Genomic DNA, 14,642 nt, shown 5'->3' on the forward strand with positions numbered 1-14,642 from the left:
GGTAACGGCGGCAAGAATGCGGGGTGGGGCGGCACGCGGAACTTTTCCCGCGTGGCGTCCGTGTTTCGGGGTGGGCCGGTTTCGCTAGCGGAGCGTCGGCCCGTAATGGATGGGCCGAGGAGGGCCGGGTGACCACCTATGACGATCCTGCTAGCCATGGGGACGCCCCCGCCCGGCCGTACGGGAGCCCGGGGGACGACCTGACCGCCACGGTGGAGCGGGTGCGCGGCTCGGTGGAGAGCGTGATCGAGGGCAAGCCCGAGGTCGTACGGCTCGCGCTGACCGTGCTGCTCGCCGAGGGCCACCTGCTGATCGAGGACGTCCCCGGAGTGGGCAAGACGATGCTCGCCAAGGCGCTGGCGCGGTCCATCGACTGCTCGGTGCGGCGCATCCAGTTCACCCCGGACCTGCTGCCCTCGGACATCACGGGCGTGTCGATCTGGGACCAGCAGCGCCGGGACTTCGAGTTCAAGCCGGGCGCCATCTTCGCGCAGATCGTGATCGGCGACGAGATCAACCGTGCCTCGCCCAAGACCCAGTCGGCGCTGCTGGAGTCCATGGAGGAGCGGCAGGTCACCATCGACGGGCAGACGTACGAACTGCCCAGCCCCTTCATGGTGGTGGCCACGCAGAACCCGGTGGAGATGGAGGGCACCTACCCGCTGCCCGAGGCCCAGCGCGACCGCTTCATGGCCCGCGTCTCCGTCGGCTACCCGAGCGTGGAGGCCGAGTTGCGGATGCTCGACGTGCACGGCGGCGTCAGCCCGCTGGAGGACCTCCGGCCGGTGGCGCACGCGCACGAGATCGTGAAGCTGATCGAGGCGGTGCGCGGCGTGCACGTCGCCGAGCCGGTCCGGCGGTACGCGGTCGAACTGGTCGCCGCCACCCGTGTCCACCCCGACCTCAGACTCGGCGCCTCCCCGCGTGCCACGCTGCACCTGCTGCGCGCGGCCAAGGCGTCCGCGGCCCTCGCCGGCCGGGACTACGCGCTGCCGGACGACGTCCAGGCGCTGGCCGTCGCCGTCCTCGCCCACCGTCTGCTGCCCACCGCCCAGGCCCAGCTCGGCCGCCGTACGGCCGAACAGGTGGTGCTGGAGATCCTCCAGCACACCTCGGTGCCCACGGGCCCGGGCCGGCAGGGCGGCCCCGGCGCCGTCGGCCGGACCGTCCCGGCCTATCCCGAACAGCCCCCGCGGATCCGGTGATGAGCTTCGGGGGGACCGGGCCGGCGGAGCCCGACCGCGGCGAGGCGGGCGGCGTGCGCACGGCCCTGGCGGGTCTGACCACCCGGGGCCGCTCCTTCCTCGCGGCCGGGATCGCCGCCGCCGTCTGCGCGTTCGTGCTGGGCCAGAGCGATCTGCTGCGGGTCGGCCTGCTGCTCGCCGTGCTGCCCCTGATCTGCGCGGCCGTGCTGTACCGCACGCGCTACCGGGTGACCGCCACCCGCGTGCTGGCCCCCGCCCGCGTCCCGGCCGGCGACGAGGCCCGGGTGCACCTGCGCATGGACAACGTCTCCCGGCTGCCCACCGGTCTGCTGATGCTCCAGGACCGGGTGCCCTACGTCCTCGGTCCGCGTCCCCGGTTCGTGCTGGACCGGATGGAGCCGCAGGGCCGCCGCGAAGTGTCCTACCGGGTCCGCTCCGACCTGCGCGGCCGCTATCCGCTGGGCCCGCTCCAGCTGCGGCTGGCGGACCCCTTCGGCATGTGCGAGCTGACCCGCTCCTTCTCGACGTACGACACGCTGACGGTCATCCCGCGCGTGGAGCCGCTGGCCCCGGTCCGCTTCGGCGGCGCGGCCCGCGGACACGGCGACGGACGGCGGCGCTCGCCGGCCCTGGCCGGCGAGGACGACGTGATCCCGCGCGGCTACCGCCACGGCGACGACCTGCGCCGGGTGCACTGGCGCTCCACCGCCCGCCACGGCGAGCTGATGGTGCGCCGCGAGGAGCAGCCCCGGCGCTCCCGGTGCACCGTGCTGCTGGACACCCGGGGCGGGGCCTACGAGGGCGCGGGCCCGGACTCGGCCTTCGAGTGGGCCGTCTCCGGTGCCGCCTCGGTGCTGGTGCACATGCTGGAGCGCGGCTTCTCGGTGCGGCTGCTGACCGACACCGGCAGCGCGGTGCCCGGCGAGGGCGGCGACGGCTTCGCGGGCACCGGCCAGGAGACGGCGGACGCGGCCGCCCTGATGCTGGACACCCTCGCGGTGATCGACCACTCCGACGGCACCGGCCTGTCCGCGGCGTACGACGCGCTGCGCGGCGGCCACGGCGGACTGCTGGTCGCCTTCCTCGGCGACCTGGACGAGGAGCAGGCCATGACGGTCGCCGGGATGCGGGGGCGCGGCGGCGCCGTCGCCTTCGTGCTGGACCCGGACGTCTGGACGCGGGAGGCGACCGACGTGCCCCGCGCGGGCGACCGGCACGCATGGCGGCTGCGGCTGCTGCGCGAGGCGGGCTGGACGGCGCTGAGCGTGCCGCGCGGCGCCGCGCCGGCCGATCTGTGGCGGCAGGCCGACCGGGAGCGCTCCGGTACGGCCCCGGTGGGCGGGGAGGTCCCGGGATGAGCGGACGGGCACGGCTGGCGCTGTGCGCGGCGGCGGCCACGCTGATGGCTTCCTGCGCGCTGCTGCCGCTGGTCAGCGAGCCGACCTGGCTGCTGCAACTGGTCCCGCTGGTGGCCGTGCAGGCCGGGGTGGGCGCGGCGGCCCGGCGGGTGCCGCTCGGCCGGGCGCCGACCGTGCTGGCGCAGGCCCTGGCCACCCTGGTGCTGCTGACCCTGGTGTGCGCCCGGCGGCAGGCGATCGCCGGACTGGTCCCGGGTCCGGAGGCCTTCCGGCACTTCGCGCACCTGCTCCAGCAGGGCGGGGACGACATCGGCCGCTACGCGATACCGGCGCCGCTCACCGACGGCATCAAGCTGATGCTGATCGGCGGTGTGCTGGTGATCGGGCTGCTGGTGGACACGCTCGCGGTGACGTTCCGCAGCGCGGCCCCGGCCGGGCTGCCGCTGCTCGCGCTGTACTCGGTGGCCGCGGGCCTGTCCGAGGGCGGCGCCGACTGGCTGTGGTTCCTGGTGGCGGCGGCCGGCTATCTGATGCTGCTGCTCGCGGAGGGCCGGGACCGGTTCGCCCAGTGGGGCCGGGTCTTCGGCGGCGCGCCCCGCGCGCCCGGCGGCTCCGGGACCGGCGGCGCCCTGGGACCGGTGCGCACCGGCCGCCGGATCGGCGTGCTGGCGCTCGGCGTGGCCCTGGTCGTGCCGCTCGCCCTGCCCGCGATGCACGGCGGTCTGCTGGACGCCGCCCGCGACCGGGTGGGTGCGGGCAACGGCGACGGCGGCACGATCTCGGCGGTCAACCCGCTGGTGTCGCTGCGCGACAACCTGAACACCGACGACGACCGCCAGGTGCTGTCCCTGCGCACCAGCGACGGCGACCTGTCCGGCCTGTATCTGCGGATCGTCTCCCTGGACGAGTTCGACGGCACCACCTGGAAGCCGGCCCAGCGGCACGTCGTCGGCGTACCGGACCGGCTGCCCACGCCCGCCGGCCTGGGCCCGGACGTCCGGCGCGGCACGGTGCGCACCACGGTCACGGCGGCGGACACCTACGCCCAGGACTGGCTGCCGATGCCCTATCCGCCGAGCGAGGTCAAGGCCGGCGGCCGGTGGCGGTACGAGCCGGTCGGGATGACCCTCGTCGGCGACCACGGGCAGACCACGCGCGGTGAGACGTACGAGGTGACCAGCCTGGACGTGGAGCCGACCGCGCGGCAGCTGGCCGCCGCGCCGCAGCCGCCGGCCGCCCTGCGCGCCGAGTACACCAAGGTGCCCTCCGCGCTGCCGGAGGTGGTGGCCCGCACCGCGCGGGAGATCACGGCCGGCAGCAGCAGTCACTACGAGGAGGCCGTCAAGCTGCAGGACTGGTTCGCGGTGACCGGCGGGTTCCAGTACGACACCCGGGTGGAGGTCGGCCGCGGCCCGGGCGCCATCGCGAACTTCCTGGAGAAGAAGCAGGGCTTCTGCGTCCACTTCTCCTTCGCGATGGCGGCGATGGCCCGCACGCTCGGCATCCCGGCCCGGGTCGCGGTGGGCTTCGCGCCCGGCACCCCGCAGGCCGACGGCACGGTCGCGGTGAGCCAGCGGGACGCGCACGCCTGGCCGGAGCTGTATTTCGAGGGCGTGGGCTGGACCCGCTTCGAGCCGACCCCGACCCGGGGCACCACGCCGTCGTACACCCAGTCGGACACGCCCGGCAGTTCGCTGCCGGACGAGGTGCTGCCGTCCAAGGGCGCGTCCTCGGCGCCGTCGGCGGCGGCCTCGCCGGGCGAGAGCTGCGCCTTTGGCCCGCACGGGGCGACGCCGTGCGACAGCCCGTCGGCGGCGGTGGTCGCGCCCGACGGCCGCGCCGGTGCGCAGGGGTGGGCGTGGCCGCTGACCGCGCTGGGCGCGCTGCTGGTCCTGGCGGCTTCGCTGGCGCCGCTGCTGTGGCGCCGGCGGACGCGCGCGCGGCGGCTGGGCGGACACGCCCGGACCGAGCAGGGCGCCGCCGCGCACACCCTGGCCGCCTGGCAGGAGCTGACGGACAGCGCCTGGGACCACGGCATCGTGCCGGACGAGTCGCTGACCCCGCGCAAGGCCGCCGCGCGGATCGTCCGGCTCGGGGGTCTGGATCCGGCGGCCGGGGCCGCCGTGCACCGGGTCGCGGACGCGGTGGAGCAGGTCCTGTACGCGCCCCGGCCGCGCCCGGCGGCGGGCGCGGCCGAGGACGTGCGCCGGGTGATCGAGGGGCTGCGGGCCGTGGCGGGCGCGGGCACGCGGCTGCGCGCGCTGTTCCTGCCGCGCTCGTCGGTGCGGGCGTGGCGGGCGGTGGCGGCCCGCTGGTCGACGCTCGGGGCCAGGGCCGCGGCGGTCCGGCCGGCGCTGCGCCGGCCGGACGGTCAGCGGGGCTGAGCGGCAGCGGCAGCGCCGAGGGGCGGCCACCGGATGGTGGCCGCCCCTCGGCGGATGTCTGGTCTGCGGATGTCTGGGCTGCGGATGTCTGGGCTGCGGGAGTCCGGTCCGGGGACGCTCCGGCCGGTGCGCGCCGCCGGTCAGCGGCCCTGTTCGTCCCGGCGGCGCTGCCAGCGCTGCTCGATCCGGTCCATCACGGTGCGCTTCGGCCGTGGCTGCCGGCGCACGGCGGCCGGGGGCCGCTCACCCGGTTTGGGGGTCTTGCGCCAGCCGGTGACGGCCAGCACGGCGCAGCCCAGCATGACGAGGAAGCCCACCACACTGACCCAGATGAGCTGCATGACCATTCCGGTCATGAGGAGCGCGATACCGATGAGGAAACCCGCGACCGCCTGGTAGACCCGCCGACGGGTGTACGTCCGCAGGCCGTTTCCCTCAAGCGCCGACGCGAACTTGGGATCTTCGGCGTACAGCGCTCGCTCCATTTGCTCGAGCATGCGCTGCTCGTGCTCCGAGAGCGGCACGGAGTCCTCCTCATCGTGCAGTCGCCGGGGCGACCCGGGGGGTCCCTTCAGGATAGGCAGGGAATCGCCCCCGTGAAACCCGCCCCTCTACGCCTACTGGCCAACCGGAGTCCGTCATGGCCGTCCGGCTCGCTGAGGCTTGCATTCCCCGGCAGCCGACCCGTCATGCCGGGCGGTGTACCTCGATCATACGGCGCAAACCGCTCGATCGGGGGGCATGTGGCGTACTCCATCCGCCGCCCAGGCCCTGATCAGCGGCTGTTCCACGGGGGTGTGGGCCCGGGCCCCGGGCCGGCGGGGCCGCGCGCTCAGACCGCCGCGGCGCCCGGTGTCTCGCCGAGCACGTGGAGCTGGGTGGCGACGGAGTGGAAGGCGGGCAGTTCGGCCGCCGCGGCCTCCAGCCTCAGCAGCGCGTCGAGGGCGCCGGGCTCGGTGTCCACCAGGACGCCGGGCACCAGGTCGGCGAAGACCCGCACGCCGTGCACCGCGCCGACCCGCAGACCGGCGCCCTCGACCAGCGCGGTGAGCTGTTCGGGGGTGAACCGGCGGGGCATGGGGTCGCCGGCACCCCAGCGGCCCGCGGGGTCCTGGAGCGCCTGCCGGGCCTCGGTGAAGTGGCCGGCCAGGGCGCGGGCGAGCACGGCCCCGCCGAGCCCGGAGGCGAGCAGGCTGAGGACGCCCTCGGGGCGCAGCGCCGCGACCGCGTTGCGGACGCCCTCGGCCGGGTCGTCCACGTACTCCAGGACGCCGTGGCACAGGACGGCGTCGTACGCGCCGCGTTCGGCCACGTCGAACAGGCCGTGCGCGTCGCCCTGGACGCCCGTGACCCGGTGGGCGACGCCGGCCTCGGTGACGCGGCGCTCCAGCGCGAACAGGGCGTTGGGGCTGGGGTCGACCACGGTGACGCGGTGGCCGAGGCGGGCCAGGGGCACGGCGAAGTTGCCGCTGCCGCCCCCGGTGTCGAGGACGTCCAGCGAGTCCCGGCCCGTGGCCTTGACCCGGCGGTCGAGAGCGTCCTGCAGGACGTCCCAGACCACGGCGGTACGCAGGGAGGCGCGGGGGCGCGACGGGTCCGACACGGCAGTTGACTCCTCGGCGGGGCGGGCGGATTTCAGGCCTCTCCACCCTATTGCCTCCCGATTGCCTCCCATGCCGCGGCGGCTCCTCGCGTCGCGGCCCGGACGGGGTGTGCCGCGGGACGCGCCGGCCGGGCACCCCGCCGGTGTCGGGCAGTGCGGCAGCCGGGTGCTCAGCCGGTGTCGGGGAGTGCGCCGCGCGGTGCCGGGGCGCGCGGCGCCGGGCCGTCGGGTCCGCCGGCGTCCTGGCGGGGCTGGGGCAGGACCGGCTGGAGGACGAGCATCCGCTCCACGAGGCGCAGGAACATCGCCACGTCCCGTATCAGGTCGTCGGCGTCCCGCCGGCCGGCGGCGCCCCGGATGCCGGCCTCGGCGCGGGCGCGGCGGGCGGCGCCGGAGGCGAACAGCGCGCTCCACTCGGCCAGTTCCGGGGCGATCTCGGGCAGCACCTCCCAGGCGCTGCGGATCCGGGCCCGGCGGCGCGCGGAGGTCTCGGGCCGGCCCCGGGCCGCGAGCACGGCGGCGGCGGTGCGCAGGGCGGCGAGGTGGGCCGTGGCATAGCGCTCGTTGGGGGTCTCCAGGACGGTGGCCTCCTCCAGTGCGGCGCGGGCCTGGGCAAGCAGGTCGAGGGCGGCGGGCGGGGCCGTGGCCCGGCGCAGCACGGGGTGTACGTCGCTCGCCGGTCCGGTCAGTGAGGGGGCAGGGCCGGTGGCGCGGCGCCGGGGTGCGGCGGCCGCGGACGAGTGGGCCATGACGAACCTCCTGTCGTCTGGGTGACGGCACGTATGCCGTATGTGCCCATCGTGAGGTATGCCACTGACAATCCGTTCTGACCAGGGCTTTTGCCTCGGTCGTAGGTTCGGGCGTATTTTTGTACTGACTAGTCAGTACAACTGACCGGGGCACACCAGGCAGGGGGGCTCGTGAACGACACGGCCGGTACGCACGGCACCGAGGGCATCGACGTCACTGAGGACACCGAGGACACCGACGGCGCCGAGGACACGCACCACCCGGACGATCCCCCCGGCGTCGGGGTCCGGGCCGACGGCCTCGGGCTCCAGGGGCCGCGGGGCTGGGCCTTCCGCGGCATCACCCTGGACGCGGCGCCCGGCTCGCTGATCGCGCTCAACGGACCGTCCGGCTCCGGCCGCACCTGTCTGCTGTTGTCCCTCACGGGGCGGATGAAACCCACTGAAGGAGTCGCCACCGTCGGCGAGTTGAAACTTCCCCGGCACATGGCGGCCGTGCGCCGCCTGTCCGCGGTGGCCAACGTGACCGGCGTAACCGACCTGGAGCCGGCCCTGACCGTGGGCGAACACCTGCGGGAGCGGGCCCTGTTGGAGCACCGCTTCGGCGGCTCCCTGCGCGGGCTGCTGCACCCGCGGCCCCGGCGCGTCCACGAGGCCCGGCTGCGCGTCGACGCGGCGCTGGCCGCCGCCCGGCTGGACCTGGAGACGCTCCCCAAGGGCTCCCGGACGGCCGTACGGGACCTGGAACGGCCGCAGGAGGCGCGGCTGTCCCTCGCGCTGGCGCTGCTCGGCCGGCCCCGGCTGCTCGGCGTCGACGACGTCGACATGAAGCTGTCGGACACCGAACGCACCGCGATGTGGGACCTGCTGCGGTCCCTCGCCCGCGCGGGGACGACGGTCGTGGCCGTGTGCCGCACCGCGCCCGGCGACTGCGTGACCGTGCCGACCGGACCGAAGGAGGACGCCGGTGACGCGCTCGCCGAGGCTGGCCGCGCTTGAGCTGAGGCGCTTCGGACGCGGACGGCTGCCGCGCGCCGCGCTGGTCGCGCTGCTCGTGCTCCCCCTGCTGTACGGCGCCCTGTACCTGTGGTCCTTCTGGGACCCGTACGGCCGGCTGGACCGCGTCCCGGTGGCCCTGGTCAACGACGACAAGGGCGCCACGGCGGGCGGGAAGCGGATCACCGCCGGCGACGACATCACCGACGGACTGCGTGACAGCCGGACCTTCGAGTGGCACGAGGTGAGCGACGCACAGGCCCGCGCGGGCGTGGAGGACGGCACCTACTACCTGTCGCTGACCCTGCCGGCCGACTTCAGCCGCCGGATCGCCTCCAGTTCGGGCGACTCGCCCGAGGCCGGCGCCCTACAGGTGCGCACCAACGACGCGAACAACTACATCGTCGGGCAGATCTCCCGCACGGTCTTCGCCGAGGTGCGCTCGGCCGCGTCCACGAAGGCGTCCCGGGGCTTCCTGGACAAGATCTTCGTGTCCTTCTCCGACATCCACGACCAGACCGTCACGGCGGCCGCGGGCGCCGACAAGCTGAACAGCGGTATCGGCAAGGCGGAGAAGGGCTCCAAGGACCTCGCGGACGGGCTGAAGGACGCCAAGAGCGGCAGCGGCGAGCTGGCCAAGGGCCTGAAGAAGCTGGACACCGGCTCCGGTGACCTGCAGAAGGGCGCCCGGCAGGTCGCCGACGGCACCCAGGCGCTCGCCGACCAGGTCAACGGCGTCTACGCCGACGCGGGCCCGTTCCTGAAGGACAACGAGAAGACCGTCGGGGACACCGCCCGGCTGGTCTCCGACTCGGCCAAGGCGGTCGGGGACAACCTGGAGACGCTGGTGAAGCTGGCCCCGGGCACCGCCAAGGCCGCGCACGCCTCCGCCGCCGTCCTGGACGAGGTCTACCGGGCGCGCTGCGAGAAGGCGCCCGTCCCCGACCCGGCCTGCCCGCAGCTGAAGCGGGCCGAGCGGGCCGCCGCCGAGACCGCCACCGTCGCCGACGACCTCAACACCCTCATCGCCGACCAGCACGGCGACCTGAAGACCATGCGGGACAACCTGGGCGCCCTGCGCAAGCAGGCCGACGCCCTCGCCGCGCGGGCACCGCACCTGTCCGAGGACGTCGCCCACGCCGTCAAGGACATCAACACGCTGAACACCGGCGCGCGGAAGGTCGCCGCCGGCGCCGAGCGGCTGCACACCGGGCTCGGCACCGCGCACACCGGCGCGGTCGCCCTGGACCAGGGCATCGGCACCGCGAAGTCGGGCGCCGAGACCCTGAACGGCGGCCTGTACAAGCTGTCGGACGGCTCCGGGAAACTGGCCGGCGGGCTGCACTCGGGCGCCCGGAAGATCCCGGACTACGACAAGCGGGACCGCGACCGGCGCACCGGCGTGATGGCCGACCCGGTCCGGCTCGCCTCCCACGACCTGCACCGGGCGCCGAACTACGGCACCGGGTTCGCCCCCTACTTCATCCCGCTGTCCCTGTGGGTCGGCGCGATGGTGGCCTACATGCTGATCCCGCCGCTCAACCGGCGCGCCCTCGCGGCCGGCGCCTCCGCCTGGCGGATCGCGTGCGCCGGCTGGCTGCCGGTGGTCGCCGTCGGCGTGCTCCAGGTGACGGCGCTGATGGCCGTGCTGCACTGGGCGATCGGGCTGCGGATGCTCCGGGCGGCCGGCACGCTCGGTTTCCTCTTCCTGGTCACCGCCTGTTTCGCGGCGCTCGTGCAGTGGCTGAACGCCCGGTTCGGCGCGGCGGGGCGGATCCTGGTCCTCGCGCTGCTGATGCTCCAGCTGACCTCGGCGGGCGGCACCTATCCGGTGCAGACCAGTCCCGGCTTCTTCGCCGCCGTGCACCCGTTCCTGCCGATGAGCTACATCGTGGAGGCGCTGCGCCGGCTGATCACCGGCGGCGGGCTCGGCCCGGTGTGGCAGGCGTGCGGGGTGCTGACCGCGTTCACCGCCGGCGCCCTGGCGCTGACCGCGCTCGCGGCCCGCCGCCGCCAGGTGTGGACGCCGGCCCGGCTGCATCCGGAGCTGACCCTGTGACGGGGGCCGGGGGAGGCGCCCGCACCCGCGCGGACCTGTGAGAATCGGGGCCATGGAAAGCAGCAGCGCCCGGGCCGGCGGCAGCACGCGCCGCGAGGCCACCCGGCAGAAGCTCTACGAGGCGGCCGTCACGCTCATCGCGGAGCAGGGCTTCTCCGCGACCACGGTGGACGAGATCGCCGAGCGGGCCGGGGTCGCGAAGGGCACGGTGTACTACAACTTCGCGAGCAAGTCCGTCCTCTTCGAGGAGCTGCTGAGGCACGGCGTCGGCCTGCTCACCGCCTCCCTGAAGGAGGCGGCCGAGCGGACGGCGCGCGCGGGCGGCGGCAAGGTGGACGCGCTGGACGCGATGGTCCGCGCGGGCCTGGTCTTCATCGACCGCTACCCGGCCTTCACCCAGCTGTACGTCGCCGAGCTGTGGCGCACCAACCGGGCCTGGCAGTCCACCCTGATGGTGGTGCGGCGGGAGGCGGTCGCGGTGGTGGAGGGCGTGCTGCGCGACGGCGTGGCGGCCGGCGAGTTCAGCGACGAGATCGACGTCCCGCTGACGGCGGCGGCGCTGGTCGGCATGGTGCTGGTGGCCGCGCTGGACTGGAAGTCGTTCCAGCCGGAGCGCTCCCTGGACGATGTCCACGCGGCCCTGTCCCGGCTGCTCCAGGGACGGGTCAGCGGCAGGGTCTGAGCGCCCGGGGACCTCCCGGCCCACGGAAGAAGGCGCCGGTCCGCTCCCGGACCGGCGCCTCTTCTCTCCCCCGTGCTCCCCCGTGCTCCCCGTACGTCCTTCGCGTTCTCCCCCGTACGGGTTCCCCCTGGTCTCCCCCTGCGGACCCCCGTGGCGGTCTTCCCCCGAGGCCCCCCGTCTCGCTTCCGCCGACGGATCGGCGGAAGGAGCGGCCGGCGGGCGGGCGCGGTTCCGCCGCCCCGTGCCGGCGGTGCCGGCCCCGCCCCCTGCCGTGGCTCCACTCTCTCGTCCCGGCGGCCGGCGGCCCATCCGCGCGCGTACTCATCCGGCGGTCTGAGTACGCGTACTCAGCCGTCCGCGCGCGGGCCGGGCCGTACGCCCGCCGGGTGGCTACGATCGCCTCCGTGTCCGTACTCCCCTTGGTCTTCACCAGTGGCTGGGCCAGCGGCGTCAACGCCTACGCGGTGGTGCTGCTGCTCGGCCTGTTCGGCGTGACGGGGATCAGCGACGACGTGCCGCAGGCGTTGCAGCGGCCCGAGGTGCTGATCGTCGCGGGGGCGCTGTTCCTGTGCGAGGCCGTCGCCGACAAGATCCCTTACGTCGACTCGGTCTGGGACTCCGTGCACACGGTGGTCCGGCCGGCCGCCGGCGCCTGGGTGGGGGCGCTGCTCGCCGGCCACAGCGGCTCCGTCCCCGAGCTGGCGGCCGGTGTGCTCGGCGGGTCGACGGCGCTGGCCAGCCACACCGTCAAGGCCGGGACGCGGATGGCGGTCAACGCCTCGCCCGAGCCGTTCAGCAACATCGTGCTGAGCCTCGCCGAGGATCTCGGGGTCGGCGCCGTCGTGGCGTTCGCGATGTTCCATCCGCTGGCCGCGGCGGTCGTCGCGGGTGTCCTGCTGGCCGGCGGGCTGCTGGCCCTGGTGTTCCTCGTCACGCGCATCCGGCGTTTCCTGCGCCGCCGGGCCCAGCGGCGCGAGGAGCGGCGCATCGCCTCGCGAGTCCCCTGACCTGCGGCGCGGCGGCCCGGCGGCCGCGTTGTCGGTGGCGGTCGATAAAGTCGCGGGCATGGCACGGATTGCGGTGATCGGCGCCGGGATGGGCGCGATGGCGGCCGCCGCCCGGCTGGCCGTCGCGGGCCACCGGGTGGTGGTGTACGAGCGGACGGAGACGTACGGCGGGGCGGTGCGCCGGTTCGAGCGGGAGGGTTTCCGCTTCGACACGGGCCCGGGGCTGCTGACGCTGCCGGCGGTGTACCGCGATCTGTTCGTCAAGACCGGGAAGGAACCGCTGGAGGAGTGCGTCGGGCTGGTCCAGGTCGACCCCTCGTCCCGGCACGTCTTCGCGGACGGCTCCGCGGTGTCCCTGCCGAACGCCTCGCGCGCGGGCGTCGTCGCGGCCCTGGACGAGGCGCTGGGCGCGGGGGCGGGCGAGCGGTGGGGCGCGTTCCTGGTGCGGGCCCGGGAGGCCTGGGACCGCACCCGCCGGCCGCTGCTGGAGGAGCCGCTGTGGCCCAACTGGCGGGTGCTGGCCGAGAAGGAGCCGTATCCGGCGGTCCCGCACAAACGGCTGCTGCGCACCCGCCGGGCCGGGACGCTGGCCGAGATCGGCGCCTTCGAGCTGCGGGACGAGCGTCTGACGGCCCTGCTGGCGAGTCACGCGCTGGCCTACGGCCTCGATCCCCGCACCACCCCGGCGAGCGCTGCCGTGCTGGCGTACATGGAGCACGCGTTCGGCACCTGGTATGTGCGCGGCGGCCTCCGTGAGCTGGCGCGCGCGGTGTACGAGCGGTGCCTGGCGCGGCGGGTGGAGTTCGTCTTCGGCGCCGAGGTCACCCGGATCACGGAGCGGGACGGCCGGGCGGCCGGCGTGGAGCTGGCCGGGGGCACGGCCGCCGAGGCGGACCATGTCGTGGCGGGCGTGCACCCGGCGCGGCTACGGGCCCTGACGGACCGTCCACTGGACGGGGAGGGCGAGGTGCGGGCCGACCCGGAGGCCGCGCCGCCCGCCCGGTTCACGCTGCTGCTCGCCCTGCGCGGCGCCCGGGAGCCCGGTGCCGCGCACCGCACGGTCGTGCACCCGGCGGACCCCGGGGCGGAGTGGGACTTCCTGGCCTCGCCGGGCGGTGCCGAGCCGCCCGCGCCGACGGTGACCGTGCTGCGCCCCGGTGATCCCGCGCTGCGCCCCGACGACGCGCACGAGTCGGCCGTGCTGTCCGCCGTGGTGCCCGCCGGCGCCGGCCGGGACGAGCGGGCGGCCGGGCGGTACACGGACCTCCTCCTGGCCGCCGGCGAGCGCGCGATACCGGGGCTGCGCGAGCGGCTGCTGTGGCACGAGGTGCGCTCGCCGGGCGACGCCGGGGCGGAGACGGGCGCCCCGGGCGGGTCCGTGCCCGCGCCCGCGCTCGCCGCCGGCGGGGGCCGCTTCCTGCACCCGGCGAACACCACGCGGCTGCCCGGGCTCTACCGGGCCGGCGGCTGGGCCCACCCGGGCGGCGGGCTGGCGCACGCCGGGATGTCGGGCGCGCTGGTGGCCGGGCTGATCGTGGAGGGACCACGGTTCCGCGGCTCCCAGTGAGCGGGGTCCGGTGAGCGGGGTCCGGGCCCCGGCGGACGGGGCCCGGACGGCTCAGAAGCGGTACTGCTCGTCGTAGCCGGCGCCGGGCTGCGGCCGGTGTCCGTCCGGCTGCGGGTACGGCTGCTCCTGCGGGAGTTCGCCGCCGTGGCTGTCGTCGGTGCGCTGCTGCGGCACCCAGACGCCGCCCGGCGGGGTCTCGGGGTAGCCGCCGGGAGCGTACGGGTCCGGGGCGTAGCCGGGCTGCTGGCCGTACTGCTCGCCGTAGCCCTGGTCGTAGCCACCGTAGGACTGGGTGCCGATGTACGGGTCGGAGTAGTTGGCGTACCCCTGCGGCCGGCCGGTGGTGTCGTAGCCGTAGTCCTGCTGTCGGCCGTAGGCGGGGTATTCGTAGGCCGGGGCCTGCTGGGCGGGGTCGCCGTAGCCGGTGTAGCCGCCGGGGTCCTCGGGGAGGACCAGCGGTTCGTAGACGGCGGTGGTCTCGGCGGGGGCGGTGCCGTCCGCACGGGAGGCGGCCGGCGTGAAGACGTCGTCGCGGTCGAAGTCGTCGCGGTCGAAGCCGTCGGCGCGGTCGAAGCCGTCGTGGTCGCCGGGTGCCTGGCCGTAGACCGGGTGATCGGTGCCGTGACCGGTCTCCTGCCCGTAGGCCGGCCGGCCGGTGTTGTCCTGCTCGTCGGCGGGCCCGGGGTCCTGCGGGGCCGCGGTCTGCCGGTCCGTGCGGCCCCGGCGGCGCTTGCTGCCGCCACCGGTCCCGGCGCCGGGCCGCTTGACCGCCCAGCCGGAGGCGAAGCCGCGGCGGAACGAGAGCGTCACATAGGTCTGGCCGACCGCGAAGGCGATCGCGCCGACCCCGATCACGATCACGGAGGGCAACAGCACACCGGCCACGACCCCGGCGAAACCGGCGAAGGCCAGCAGCCGCCAGCGCAGCCGCGCCTTGTATTGCAGCAGCACCTCGCCCAGCAACCACAGCGCGACGCCGCCGAACGCGATGTAGAGGACCGCCCAGCCCATGTACGCCCCTCTCCCAGTGAC

General features: G+C 75.4%; 12 protein-coding genes. 8 read left to right on the forward strand and 4 right to left on the reverse strand.

Annotated elements, in window-relative coordinates; genetic code table 11:
• The first annotated feature begins 128 nt into the window (after positions 1-128).
• From ACH4OA_RS22835 to ACH4OA_RS22845, 3 genes are read left to right on the forward strand one after another with little or no spacing between them, the layout of a single operon-like run.
• On the forward strand, positions 129-1,205 hold the full coding sequence (locus ACH4OA_RS22835) for an AAA family ATPase (protein ID WP_397940597.1): 1,077 nt from the start codon (positions 129-131) through the stop codon (positions 1,203-1,205).
• Positions 1,205-2,563, forward strand: coding sequence for a DUF58 domain-containing protein (locus tag ACH4OA_RS22840; RefSeq protein WP_397970468.1), 1,359 nt, complete (start codon positions 1,205-1,207; stop codon positions 2,561-2,563). The genes ACH4OA_RS22835 and ACH4OA_RS22840 overlap by 1 nt, the downstream gene beginning before the upstream one ends.
• On the forward strand, positions 2,560-4,947 hold the full coding sequence (locus ACH4OA_RS22845; protein ID WP_397970471.1) for a DUF3488 and DUF4129 domain-containing transglutaminase family protein: 2,388 nt from the start codon (positions 2,560-2,562) through the stop codon (positions 4,945-4,947). Before ACH4OA_RS22840 ends, ACH4OA_RS22845 begins: the two co-directional genes overlap by 4 nt.
• A gap of 140 nt (positions 4,948-5,087) precedes the next feature.
• Here the strand turns inward: ACH4OA_RS22845 and ACH4OA_RS22850 are convergent, their stop codons facing one another.
• The 3 genes from ACH4OA_RS22850 to ACH4OA_RS22860 all read right to left on the reverse strand — a co-directional run bounded on the left by ACH4OA_RS22850 (position 5,088) and on the right by ACH4OA_RS22860 (position 7,299).
• On the reverse strand, positions 5,088-5,471 hold the full coding sequence (locus ACH4OA_RS22850; RefSeq protein WP_365883398.1) for a DUF3040 domain-containing protein: 384 nt from the start codon (positions 5,469-5,471) through the stop codon (positions 5,088-5,090).
• Between the two features lie 308 nt (positions 5,472-5,779).
• The gene (locus tag ACH4OA_RS22855) at positions 5,780-6,550 is read right to left on the reverse strand and encodes a methyltransferase (protein ID WP_365883399.1); all 771 of its coding nucleotides are present in this window, start codon (positions 6,548-6,550) and stop codon (positions 5,780-5,782) included.
• A gap of 170 nt (positions 6,551-6,720) precedes the next feature.
• Entirely contained in the window at positions 6,721-7,299 is a 579-nt protein-coding gene (locus ACH4OA_RS22860; RefSeq protein ID WP_365883400.1) for an SAV_6107 family HEPN domain-containing protein, read from the reverse strand.
• 207 nt (positions 7,300-7,506) lie between these two features.
• Between ACH4OA_RS22860 and ACH4OA_RS22865 the strand changes: the two genes are divergently transcribed.
• The 5 genes from ACH4OA_RS22865 (at position 7,507) to ACH4OA_RS22885 (ending at position 13,610) form a co-directional block, all read left to right on the forward strand.
• Positions 7,507-8,298 (forward strand): ATP-binding cassette domain-containing protein, encoded by a 792-nt coding sequence (locus ACH4OA_RS22865; RefSeq protein ID WP_397970581.1) that lies wholly within the window; start codon positions 7,507-7,509, stop codon positions 8,296-8,298.
• Positions 8,267-10,354: a YhgE/Pip family protein gene (locus tag ACH4OA_RS22870; protein WP_397970474.1), complete on the forward strand. Its 2,088-nt coding sequence runs from the start codon at positions 8,267-8,269 to the stop codon at positions 10,352-10,354. The genes ACH4OA_RS22865 and ACH4OA_RS22870 overlap by 32 nt, the downstream gene beginning before the upstream one ends.
• Before the next feature lie 52 nt (positions 10,355-10,406).
• Complete coding sequence (locus ACH4OA_RS22875) at positions 10,407-11,036, forward strand: TetR/AcrR family transcriptional regulator (protein WP_365942224.1); 630 nt, start codon at positions 10,407-10,409, stop codon at positions 11,034-11,036.
• A gap of 404 nt (positions 11,037-11,440) precedes the next feature.
• Positions 11,441-12,043 carry a DUF4126 domain-containing protein gene (locus ACH4OA_RS22880; protein WP_365884103.1) on the forward strand — a complete coding sequence of 201 codons (603 nt, stop codon included), beginning with the start codon at positions 11,441-11,443 and terminating at the stop codon, positions 12,041-12,043.
• Between the two features lie 58 nt (positions 12,044-12,101).
• On the forward strand, positions 12,102-13,610 hold the full coding sequence (locus tag ACH4OA_RS22885; RefSeq protein WP_397970477.1) for a phytoene desaturase family protein: 1,509 nt from the start codon (positions 12,102-12,104) through the stop codon (positions 13,608-13,610).
• 51 nt (positions 13,611-13,661) lie between these two features.
• On the opposite strand, the gene ACH4OA_RS22890 is transcribed toward ACH4OA_RS22885, so the two are convergent.
• Complete coding sequence (locus ACH4OA_RS22890) at positions 13,662-14,621, reverse strand: hypothetical protein (protein WP_397970479.1); 960 nt, start codon at positions 14,619-14,621, stop codon at positions 13,662-13,664.
• Between the last annotated feature and the right edge of the window lie 21 nt (positions 14,622-14,642).

Origin of the sequence: Streptomyces sp. NPDC017095 (assembly GCF_044332325.1) — a bacterium.
In the GTDB taxonomy this organism is placed as follows: Bacteria; Actinomycetota; Actinomycetes; order Streptomycetales; family Streptomycetaceae; genus Streptomyces.

What these genes read in the sequence shown, in the direction of transcription:
- ACH4OA_RS22885 (WP_397970477.1), top strand. Translation starts at nt 12,102, where the DNA reads ATGGCACGGATTGCGGTGATCGGCGCCGGGATGGGCGCGATGGCGGCC.
- ACH4OA_RS22890 (WP_397970479.1), bottom strand. Translation starts at nt 14,621, where the DNA reads ATGGGCTGGGCGGTCCTCTACATCGCGTTCGGCGGCGTCGCGCTGTGG.
- ACH4OA_RS22840 (WP_397970468.1), top strand. Translation starts at nt 1,205, where the DNA reads ATGAGCTTCGGGGGGACCGGGCCGGCGGAGCCCGACCGCGGCGAGGCG.
- ACH4OA_RS22875 (WP_365942224.1), top strand. Translation starts at nt 10,407, where the DNA reads ATGGAAAGCAGCAGCGCCCGGGCCGGCGGCAGCACGCGCCGCGAGGCC.
- ACH4OA_RS22845 (WP_397970471.1), top strand. Translation starts at nt 2,560, where the DNA reads ATGAGCGGACGGGCACGGCTGGCGCTGTGCGCGGCGGCGGCCACGCTG.
- ACH4OA_RS22860 (WP_365883400.1), bottom strand. Translation starts at nt 7,299, where the DNA reads ATGGCCCACTCGTCCGCGGCCGCCGCACCCCGGCGCCGCGCCACCGGC.